Annotated in this window: 10 protein-coding genes; 7 read left to right on the top strand and 3 right to left on the bottom strand. The window is 72.3% G+C overall.

Going from position 1 to position 9981, the window contains the following annotated elements:
* Nucleotides 1-9: 9 nt before the first annotated feature.
* Nucleotides 10-966 (bottom strand): alpha/beta fold hydrolase, encoded by a 957-nt coding sequence (locus tag LRP67_RS20895; RefSeq protein WP_231272223.1) that lies wholly within the window; start codon nt 964-966, stop codon nt 10-12.
* 140 nt (nt 967-1106) lie between these two features.
* Here LRP67_RS20895 and paaK point away from each other — a divergent pair, with 140 nt between their 5' ends.
* Together paaK and LRP67_RS20905 are read left to right on the top strand one after the other, a co-directional pair.
* The gene (gene paaK, locus LRP67_RS20900; protein ID WP_231272224.1) at nt 1107-2429 is read left to right on the top strand and encodes a phenylacetate--CoA ligase PaaK; all 1323 of its coding nucleotides are present in this window, start codon (nt 1107-1109) and stop codon (nt 2427-2429) included.
* Between the two features lie 77 nt (nt 2430-2506).
* Entirely contained in the window at nt 2507-3016 is a 510-nt protein-coding gene (locus tag LRP67_RS20905) for a DUF1203 domain-containing protein (protein ID WP_231272226.1), read from the top strand.
* On the opposite strand, the gene paaZ is transcribed toward LRP67_RS20905, so the two are convergent.
* Entirely contained in the window at nt 2985-5021 is a 2037-nt protein-coding gene (paaZ, locus tag LRP67_RS20910; RefSeq protein ID WP_231272228.1) for a phenylacetic acid degradation bifunctional protein PaaZ, read from the bottom strand. The two genes, LRP67_RS20905 and paaZ, sit on opposite strands and share 32 nt — an antisense overlap.
* Before the next feature lie 86 nt (nt 5022-5107).
* On the opposite strand from paaZ, the gene paaA reads away from it, so the two are divergent.
* The 5 genes from paaA to paaE are packed head-to-tail and all read left to right on the top strand — an operon-like array spanning nt 5108 to nt 8979.
* Nucleotides 5108-6118, top strand: a complete 1011-nt coding sequence (paaA, locus tag LRP67_RS20915) for a 1,2-phenylacetyl-CoA epoxidase subunit PaaA (RefSeq protein WP_231272230.1) — start codon at nt 5108-5110, stop codon at nt 6116-6118.
* 14 nt (nt 6119-6132) lie between these two features.
* A complete protein-coding gene (gene paaB / locus LRP67_RS20920; RefSeq protein ID WP_231272231.1) occupies nt 6133-6435 on the top strand; it encodes a 1,2-phenylacetyl-CoA epoxidase subunit PaaB in 303 nt (100 codons plus the stop codon).
* Nucleotides 6436-6446: 11 nt separating this feature from the next.
* Nucleotides 6447-7385, top strand: a complete 939-nt coding sequence (paaC, locus tag LRP67_RS20925; RefSeq protein ID WP_231272233.1) for a 1,2-phenylacetyl-CoA epoxidase subunit PaaC — start codon at nt 6447-6449, stop codon at nt 7383-7385.
* Between the two features lie 5 nt (nt 7386-7390).
* Nucleotides 7391-7879 carry a 1,2-phenylacetyl-CoA epoxidase subunit PaaD gene (gene paaD, locus LRP67_RS20930; RefSeq protein WP_231272240.1) on the top strand — a complete coding sequence of 163 codons (489 nt, stop codon included), beginning with the start codon at nt 7391-7393 and terminating at the stop codon, nt 7877-7879.
* Nucleotides 7879-8979: a 1,2-phenylacetyl-CoA epoxidase subunit PaaE gene (gene paaE, locus LRP67_RS20935; RefSeq protein WP_231272235.1), complete on the top strand. Its 1101-nt coding sequence runs from the start codon at nt 7879-7881 to the stop codon at nt 8977-8979. Before paaD ends, paaE begins: the two co-directional genes overlap by 1 nt.
* 22 nt (nt 8980-9001) lie before the next feature.
* On the opposite strand, the gene LRP67_RS20940 is transcribed toward paaE, so the two are convergent.
* Nucleotides 9002-9616, bottom strand: a complete 615-nt coding sequence (locus LRP67_RS20940) for a TetR/AcrR family transcriptional regulator (protein ID WP_231272236.1) — start codon at nt 9614-9616, stop codon at nt 9002-9004.
* Nucleotides 9617-9981 lie beyond the last annotated feature (365 nt).

Raw genomic sequence — 9981 nt, forward strand, 5'->3', positions numbered from 1 at the left:
CACGACCCCTCAGACGGCTTCCTGCAACTCCTCGCCCCAGCGCTCGACGAGATCGAGGTACTCCTCGGGGCTCTCCATCATCAGCGCGTGGCGGCGATCGTCGAGGACGTGGCCGACCCAGTCGGGGCGGGAGCGGAGGACTTGGCGGAGGACCTTGGCGGGGACGAGGGCGTCGGCGGTGCCGCCGATCATGAGGGTGGGGGCCTCGACGGCGGCGATGGCGCGCAGGACGCGGCGGGGGCTGGCCCAGAGGGCGGCGATCGAGCGCAGGGCGGTGCGCAGGGCGCGGCGGCGACCGGCGACGACCTGGTCGTCGGTGTCGGCGAACTCCTGGGCCATGAGGTCGATCAGCTCGGGGCGTACGCCGTCGGGGTCGGTGAAGATCAGGCGCAGCAGGTGGCGGTTGCGGCGCTCGTCGAAGGAGGCTCCGGCGCCGACGAGGCCGAGGGCGGCCGCGGTGGTGGTGGACGCCACGAGCGGAGCCATGCCACCGATGGTGGCGCGCGCGGGCAGCAGCAGGCGCAGCGGGTGTGAGGGCGGCAGGGCGGGGGACACCAGCACCAGCCGGGCCACGCGCTCGGGCTGCTGCGCGGCGAGGAGGACGCCGATGAGACCGCCCATCGAGTTGCCGTGCAGGTCGAAGCGGGTCCAGCCGAGGGCGTCGGCGACCTCGAGCACGAAGGCGACGTAGGAGTCCACGGTGAGCGCGTCGTCGGGTCCCGCGGTGGTCTGGCCGAAGCCCGGCAGGTCGACGGCGACGACGGGACCGGTGGCGCTGAGGCCGGGCATCACCTCGACCCAGGTCACGGCGGAGGCGCCGAGGCCGTGGATCAGCAGCTGCGGCGTGCCGTCCGCGGCGCCCTTGCGGGCCGGGGCGCGCAGGACGCGCACCTGCCGTTCACCCACGTCGAGCGTCTCGTCGATGACGCCGGGCCAGGCCGAGCCGAGGATCCCCATGGATTGCATACTTCGAGTATGCCCGTGGTTGGGGGTGACGCGGCACACCCCTAGAGGTGTCGACGGGGTGGTGGCGCTTGAGTGCGTGGGGTGGTTTCGAGGCTCCTCGCTGGGGCTCGTCGCGCCTCAACCACCGGGAGGGCTCGACGGTGCGGCTCGCGGGTGCTGCACTGGCGGGCATGGGCATGGGCGAGCTGGAGGCGATCGAGACTGCGTCGGTCGACGAGCTGCGGGCGCTGCAGCTGGAGCGGCTGCGCGACACGGTGCAGCGTGCCTACGCGCACGTGCCGCACTACCGGGCGGCCTGGGACGCGGTGGGGGTGCACCCGGACGACGTACGCGAGCTGGGCGACCTGGCGAGGCTGCCGTTCACGACCAAGGCGGACCTGCGCGGCAACTACCCCTACGGGATGTTCGCGGTGCCGCGTGAGCAGGTGTCGCGCATCCACGCCTCCTCGGGCACGACCGGGAAGCCGACGGTGGTCGGCTACACCGCCGAGGACATCGACACCTGGGCCACCGTGATGGCGCGCAGCATCCGCGCGGCCGGCGGCCGGCCCGGCGACCTCCTGCACAACGCCTACGGCTACGGGCTGTTCACCGGCGGGCTCGGCGCCCACTACGGCGCGGAGAAGCTGAGGTGCACCGTCGTGCCGGTGTCCGGGGGCATGACGGAGCGCCAGGTGACGCTGATCCTCGACTTCGAGCCGCGGGTCATCATGGTGACACCGTCGTACATGCTCGCGATCGTCGACGAGATGCGCCGCCAGGGTGTCGACCCGCGCTCGACGTCGCTGGAGGTCGGGATCTTCGGTGCCGAGCCGTGGACCAACGAGATGCGCCTGGAGGTGGAGCAGACGCTCGGCATCGACGCCGTCGACGTCTACGGGCTCTCGGAGGTGATGGGGCCCGGTGTCGCGCAGGAGTGCGTGGAGACCAAGGACGGCCTGCACGTCTGGGAGGACCACTTCTACCCCGAGGTCGTCGACCCCGTGACCGGCGAGGTGCTGCCCGACGGGGAGAAGGGGGAGCTGGTGTTCACCTCGCTCACCAAGCAGGCGATGCCGGTCATCCGCTACCGCACGCGCGACCTGACCCGCCTGCTCCCCGGTACGGCGCGCACCATGCGGCGCATGGAGAAGGTCACCGGCCGCACCGACGACATGATCATCCTGCGCGGGGTCAACCTCTTCCCGACCCAGATCGAGGAGCTGCTGCTCGGCACGCCCGAGCTCTCGCCGCACTTCCAGTGCGTGCTCTCGCGCGGCGGCACCCTGGATGAGATGACGGTGCTCGTCGAGCACCGTGAGGGGGTGGCGACCGCCTCCGCGGAGGAGGCCGGCCGCCACCTGCAGCACCTGGTCAAGAGCACGATCGGCGTCAGCGTCGGCATCGAGGTGCGCGAGCCGGGCGGGATCGAGCGGTCGGTGGGCAAGATGCGGCGCATCGTCGACCAGCGCCCGAAGCGCTGACGCTGACCTGATCCGTGCCGTGCGCGAGGTCTGATACCCGCCAGCAGGGTGCGGCCTTCGGCAGGCAGTCTGATGGCATGAACACCGACTCCTCCGACGTGCGGTCACCCGTCCCCTACGCGCTGCGGCTGATCGATCCCGACCTGCTCGCCTCCTGGCGCGCCGAGGAGCGTCCGAGCGAGGACGTCGCGCTGGTGGCCTCGGGTGGGGAGCGGATCCGTTGCTGTCTTCGGGACGCGGCGGCAGGCGAGCGACTGCTGCTCGTCTCCTACAGCCCGCCGTTGCCGGCGCCCAGCCCCTACGCCGAGACCGGTGCGGTCTTCGTCCACGCGGAGAAGTGCGAGGGCCCCGAGCGCCTCGACCGGTTCCCGCCGTCCTGGGAGGGCCGACCGCAGGTGCTGCGCGCCTACGACGAGCGGGGATGCATCCACCCGGCGACCCGGGTGCACGAGCATGGCTCGACGCACGACGCCGTCGCCGCCCTGCTCGCCGAGCCCGGCGTGGTCGAGGTGCACTCGCGCAACCTCGCCTACGGCTGCTTCATGGTCGCGGCGGTCAGCGGTCCCACTCCTTCGCGACGAGCGTGAGCACGTCGTAGGTGGCGACCGGGTCGCCGGAGGCGTTGGTGACCACAGCGTCCCACCGGACCTCGCCGTAGTCGGCGCCGGATCGCGGGGTGATCTGCTTGACCGTCAGCGTCACGGCGATCGAGTCGCCGGCCTTGACCGGCGTGAGGAAGCGCAGGTGGTCGACGCCGAAGTTGGCGAGCACCGGGCCCGGGTCGGGGTCGACGAAGAGCCCGGCCGCGAGCGAGACCACGAGGTAGCCGTGGGCGACGATGCCTCCGAAGAGCGGGTTCTCCTTGGCGGCCGCCTCGTCGGTGTGGGCGTAGAACGTGTCGCCGGTGAACTCCGCGAAGTGCTCGATGTCCTCGAGGGTGACCGTGCGCGCCTCGGAGGCGATCGTGTCGCCGATCGCCAGCGTGGCCAGGCTCTTGCGGAACGGGTGGACGCCGTCATCATGGCGCTGCGAACCCGTCGTCCAGCGACCGGTGATCGCGGTCATCATGTCGGGGGAGGCCTGGACGGCGGTGCGCTGCAGGTGGTGCAGGACGCCGCGTACGCCGCCCAGCTCCTCGCCGCCGCCGGCCCGGCCGGGGCCGCCGTGCACGAGCACCGGCAGCGGGGAGCCGTGGCCGGTGGACTCGGGGGCGTCGTCGCGGTCGAGCACCAGGATCCGGCCGTGCCACGGCGCGACGCCGAGCACGACGCACCGGGCGACGTCGGGGTCGTGGGTGACGAGCGAGCCGACCAGCGAGCCCTTGCCGCGGGCGGCCAGCTCGACGGCCTCGTCGAGGGAGTCGTAGGTGAGGACCGTGCTGACCGGGCCGAACGGCTCGACGTCGTGGACCTCCACGGCGCCCTTCGGCGCGCGCAGCAGGACCGGCGACATGAAGGCGCCGCGCTCGGCGTCGCCGTCGACGACCTCGACGTGGTCGGGGTCGCCGAAGACCACCTCGGCCGAGGCGCGCAGCTGCTGCACGGCCTTGCGCACCTCGTCGCGCTGCTCCAGCGAGGCCAGCGCGCCCATGCGGACGTCCTCGTGGGCGGGGTTGCCGACGCTCACCTTGGCCAGGCGGGCGGAGATCGCCTCGATGACGACCTCGGCCATCGCGGCCGGCACGATCGCGCGGCGGATCGCGGTGCACTTCTGCCCGGCCTTGACCGTCATCTCGGTGACGACGCCCTTGACGAACAGGTCGAGCTCGGGGTCGTCGGCGGTCACGTCGGGGCCGAGGATCGAGCAGTTGAGCGAGTCCGCCTCGACGCCGAGCCGCACCCCGCCGTGCAGCACGTTGGTGTGGTTGCGCAGCATCCCGGCGGTGTGGGCCGAGCCGGTGAACGCCACCGAGTCCTGCACCGTCAGCTCGTCCAGCAGGCCCGAGGCGCTGCCGGACAGCAGCTGGAGCGTGCCGTCGGGGAGGATGCCCGACTCCACGATCCGGCGTACGGCGAGCTCGGTGAGGTAGGCGGTCTGGCTGGCCGGCTTGACGATGCTCGGCAGGCCGGCGAGGAAGGCCGGCGCGAGCTTCTCGAGCATGCCCCACACGGGGAAGTTGAAGGCGTTGATCTGCACCGCGACGCCGGGGCGCGAGGTGTAGACGTGCTGGCCGACGAAGGCGCCGGTCTTGCTCAGGCGCTCGAGGCCGCCGTCGAGCACGACGGTGTCGTTGGGGAGCTCGCGGGTGCCCTTGCTGGCGTAACTGAAGAGCGTGCCGATGCCGCCGTCGATGTCGACCATCGAGTCGCGCCTGGTCGCGCCGGTGCGGAACGACAGGTCGTAGAGCTCGTCCTTGTCGGCGCCCAGGTGCTTGGCGAGCTGCCTGAGCAGGGCCGCGCGCTCGTGGAAGGTCAGCGCGCGCAGCGCCGGGCCGCCGACGGTGCGCGCGTACGTCGTCATCTCGCCCAGGTCGAGCCCGGTCGCGGAGATCCGCGCGACCTCCTCGCCGGTGGCGGCGTCGAGCAGCGGGGCGCCCTCGTCGCTCGCGGTGTGCCAGCGGCCGGCGGAGTAGCTCTCCAGAAGTCTCGACACGGGCGGTCTCCTACTCGTTGCGCGGGGGCGGATCGTGTGTCAGAGTATTACAGACCGATCGGTCAGTAAATAGACGGAGGATGCCGATGACGCTGACGGAGAGCGAGCTCCAGCAGGGGTTCGAGGCGACCATCGCCCACCACGACCGCATCGAGCCGCGCGACTGGATGCCCGAGGGCTACCGAAAGACGCTGGTGCGCCAGGTGGCCCAGCACGCGCACTCCGAGATCATCGGGATGCAGCCCGAGGGCGCCTGGATCACGCGCGCCCCGTCCCTGCGGCGCAAGGCGATCCTGCTGGCCAAGGTGCAGGACGAGGCCGGCCACGGGCTCTACCTCTACTCCGCCTGCGAGACCCTCGGCGTCTCGCGCGGCGAGCTGACCGAGATGCTCATCGAGGGGCGCCAGAAGTACTCCTCGATCTTCAACTACCCCACGCTCACCTACGCCGACGTCGGCACCATCGGCTGGCTCGTCGACGGCGCCGCGATCTGCAACCAGGTGCCGCTGTGCCGGACGTCGTTCGGCCCCTACGGCCGCGCCATGATCCGCATCTGCAAGGAGGAGTCGTTCCACCAGCGGCAGGGCTACGAGCTTTTGATGACGATGATGCGCGGCACCGACGAGCAGCGCGCGATGGTGCAGGAGTCGGTCGACCGGTTCTGGTGGCCGGCGCTGATGATGTTCGGCCCGCCCGACGACGAGTCGCCCAACTCCGCGCAGTCGATGGCGTGGGGGATCAAGCGCAACACCAACGACGAGCTGCGCCAGCGCTTCGTCGACATGAGCGTGCCGCAGGCCGAGGCCCTCGGCGTCACCTTCCCCGACCCCGACCTGCGTTGGAACCAGGAGCGCGGCCACCACGACTTCGGCACCCCCGACTGGGACGAGTTCCTGCAGGTCGTCAAGGGCGACGGGCCCTGCAACCGGCAGCGGATCGCGCACCGGCGGCGGGCGCACGAGGAAGGCGCGTGGGTCAGGGAGGCGGCAAGCGCGCACGCACGCGCGACGCAGGAGCGCGAGCGTGACCGTGCGAAGGTCGAGCGAGCCCCGGCGCCGAGCTCGCGAGGCGCCGACGGGCGGGTCGAGACCCGGTGAGCGAGGAGACCACGGTGACCGAGTCCAGCGCCCCGAATGCCGAGTGGCCGCTGTACGAGGTGTTCGTGCGCGGCAAGCGCGGCCTCAACCACGTCCACGTCGGGTCGCTGCACGCGGCCGACGACGAGATGGCCGTACGCCACGCGCGCGACGTCTACACGCGCCGCAACGAGGGCGTGAGCATCTGGGTGGTGCGCGCCGAGGCGATCACCGCGTCCAGCCCCGACGAGAAGGACCCGTTCTTCGCGCCCAGCGGCGACAAGGTCTACCGGCACCCGACCTTCTACGACATCCCGGCCGACGTGCCGCACATGTGAAGGCCCCTGACATGTCCCACGGAGCACCCGACCCCAACGACGCGCACGGCTCGGTCTTCGACGGCCTGCTCGGCTCCGACGACTCGCAGTGGGCCTTCGGCACCGACTTCGAGGACCCGCTCGCCGGCGTGGACACCACGATGCCCGAGGGCGTCGACGCCAGCGCCCTGGCGACGTACTGCCTGATGCTGGCCGACGACGCACTCGTGCTCTCCCACCGCGTCTCCGAGTGGTGCAGCAACGCCCCGGACCTCGAGGAGGACATCGCGCTGGCCAACATCGCGCTCGACCTGCTCGGCCAGGCACGCCTGCTGCTCGCCCGCGCCGCCGCGGCCGACGCCTCGGTGGTGCCGTCGCTGCCGGAGGGCTCGCCGGTGCCGCCCGAGGACGCGCTCGCGTTCTTCCGTGAGGCCGGCGCCTTCCGCAACGTGCGCATGGCCGAGGTCGCCCACGGCGACTTCGCCCACGTGGTCTGCCGGATCCTGCTCTTCTCGACGGTGCGGCTGGCGCTGCTGGGGCGGCTGCGCGGCAGCCGCGACCGCGTGCTCGCCGCCGTCGCGGCCAAGGGCGTGAAGGAGCTGGCCTACCACCGCGACTACGCCGGGCGCTGGTTCCTGACGCTCGCGCAGGGCACCGAGGAGTCCCGGCGCCGCCTGGTCGCCGCGCTCGACGACCTCTGGCCGCTCTACCCCGAGCTCCTCGCCACCCACGACGTCGAGGACGAGGTCGCCGGGGCCGGCGTGGGAGTCCGGCCCGCCGAGGTCGCGCACGAGGTCGAGGTCGTGCTCGAGCAGGTGCTCGCGATGAGCGGCGTCGAGCGCCCCGAGCGCCGTGCGCTCGCCGGCGTGCGCGGCCGCACCGGCCGCGACGGCCTGCACACCGAGGCCCTGAGCCGGATGCTCGCCGAGATGCAGGTGGTCGCCCGCGCCCACCCGATGGGTCAGTGGTGAGCCTCATGACCACGGCGTACGACGTCGCGCGTACGGTCACCGACCCCGAGATGCCGATGCTCACGCTGGAGGACCTCGGCGTGCTCCGCGACGTCTCCGAGGACGGCGGCGCCGTGGTCGTAGCGATCACGCCGACGTACTCCGGATGCCCGGCGATGGCCACCATGCGCGACGACCTGGTGCACCGCCTGCGCGACGCCGGGTACGACGACGTGCGGGTGCGCGTCGAGCTGGAGCCGGCCTGGTCGAGCGACTGGATCACCGAGCGCGGCCGCGCGGCGCTGGCCGAGCACGGGATCTCGCCGCCGGGGTCGGCCGAGCACCGCACGGGCCCCGTCGTGCTCAACCTGCTGCCCACCCGGCGCGCCATCCACTGCCCGCGCTGCGGCGCGAGCGAGGTGGAGCTGACCTCGGAGTTCGGGGCGACTGCGTGCAAGGCGCTCTACCGCTGCGCGGCGTGCCTGGAGCCGTTCGAGCACGTGAAGGAGATCTGATGACGATCGCCCCTGAGGCGCCCGCCCGCGTCGGCGGCCGCGTCCAGCCGGTCTTCCACACCCTGACCGTCTCCGCCGTCGAGCGGCTCACCGACGACGCCGCGGCCATCACCTTCGCCGTGCCCGAGCACCTGCGCGAGGCGTTCGCCTTCGAGGCCGGGCAGTCGCTCACGCTGCGCCGCACCATCGACGGCCAGGAGCACCGCCGTACCTACTCCATCTGCGCGCCCGTCGGCGCCCCGCCGCGCGTCGGCGTACGCGAGATCCCGGACGGGCTGTTCTCCTCGTGGCTGGTGCGCGAGGTGCGCCCCGGCGACGAGGTCGAGGTGCAGACGCCGACCGGCAGCTTCCGCGCCGACCCGGCAGCCGGGGGGCGGCACCTCTGCATCGCCGCGGGCTCGGGCATCACCCCGATGCTCTCCATCGCGAGCACCGTCCTGGCCGGGCACCCCGACGCCGAGGTGACGCTGCTCTACGGCAACCGCACGAGCGGTTCGGTGATGTTCGCCGAGGAGCTCGGCGACCTGAAGAACCGCCACGGCCGTCGCTTCCGGCTCTCGCACGTCCTGAGCCGCGAGCCCCGCGACGCCGAGCTGTTCTCGGGCCGGCTCGACGCCGACCGGCTGCGCCGCCTGCTGTCGGTGCTGGTGCCGGCGCGGGCGATGGACCACGTCTGGCTGTGCGGCCCGTTCGCGATGATCGAGGACGCGCGGTCGGTGCTGGGCGAGCTCGGCGTGCCCGAGGACCGCGTGCACTTCGAGCTGTTCTACGTCGATGAGCCGCCGCCGGAGCTCGTCCGCGAGGTCGCGGTCGTCGACGGCGAGACCAGCGACGTGACCGTCGTACTGGACGGGCTTTCGGCCACGGCGCCGATGCCGCGCGGGCAGAGCCTGCTGGACGGCGCCCAGGCGACGCGCTCGGATCTGCCGTTCGCCTGCAAGGGCGGCGTGTGCGGCACCTGCCGGGCACTGGTGCGCGAGGGCGAGGTCGACATGCGCCGCAACTACGCGCTGGAGAGGGCGGAGGTCGACGCCGGGTTCGTGCTGACCTGCCAGACCTACCCCGTCAGCGACGTCGTCACCGTCGACTTCGACGCGTGAGCGACCTGTCGTCCGACCCCTCTCAGGTCGCCTCGGCCGCCAGCCCGTCGAAGGCGATGGTGGTGATCGCGCGGGCGAGGACGTCGGCGTCGACATCCCCTTCGGGGCGGTACCACTCGACCAGCGAGTTGACCATGCCGAAGAGCAGCCGGCTGACCAGGTCGGGGGCCACGTCGGCACGCAGCGCGCCCTCGTCGACGGCCGCCGCGACCAGCTCGGCGAGCCGGGCGTCGATCCAGCGCCGCTGGGCGAGCGCGGCCTGCTCCGCGGGGCTGTTGCCGCGCACCCGCAGCAGCAGCGTGACCGCGTCCTGGTGGGCGACCAGCACCCGCACGCTCTCGCGCACCACCTCGCGCAGCCGCTCGTACGCCGTGCCGGTGGACTCGTCCACCGCCGTCTCGACCAGCGTCGTCAGCTCGTCCAGCGCCTCGTGCAGCGCCTGCTCCAGCAGATGCGACTTGCTCGGGACGTGGTGGTAGATCGCGGACTTGCTCAGGCCCAGCTCCGCGGCCAGGTCGCCCATGCTGGTGCCGTCGTACCCTTGGCGGTTGAACACCTCGATCGCCCGCCGCAGCACCGTCGCCTGGTCGTACCCCGGCCGCCCCCGCCGGGCCGCGGGCTCGGCTGCCTCGGACATGCCGCCAGCCTCTCATGCCCCTCCGGTGGCCGAGGTGCCCCTTCCGGTGGTCGAGGTGTGAGGAGCGTCAGCGACGAGCCTCGAGACCCGGTGAGCCGGGAAGCGACCAGGGGTACGCCGGTCAGGTCGCCAGTCACGTCACCGGGTCTCGAGGCTCAGGCGTTGCACGCCTTCGCACCTCGACCACCGAAAGGCCTCGACCACCGAGGAGCCGAATGTTCTCGAATACCCTGTGGACAAAGGGGATTCTCGACCCTGCCACTGTCGGTGGCGGGTGCTTGAGTAGTCCTATGAGCAGCCCCGCCACCCCCACCGCGAGCCACCTCGTGGCCGCCGGAGTGGCGCGGCTGCGTGAGCAGGTCGCC

The organism is Nocardioides sp. cx-169 (assembly GCF_021083605.1).
Lineage (GTDB): Bacteria > Actinomycetota > Actinomycetes > Propionibacteriales > Nocardioidaceae > Nocardioides.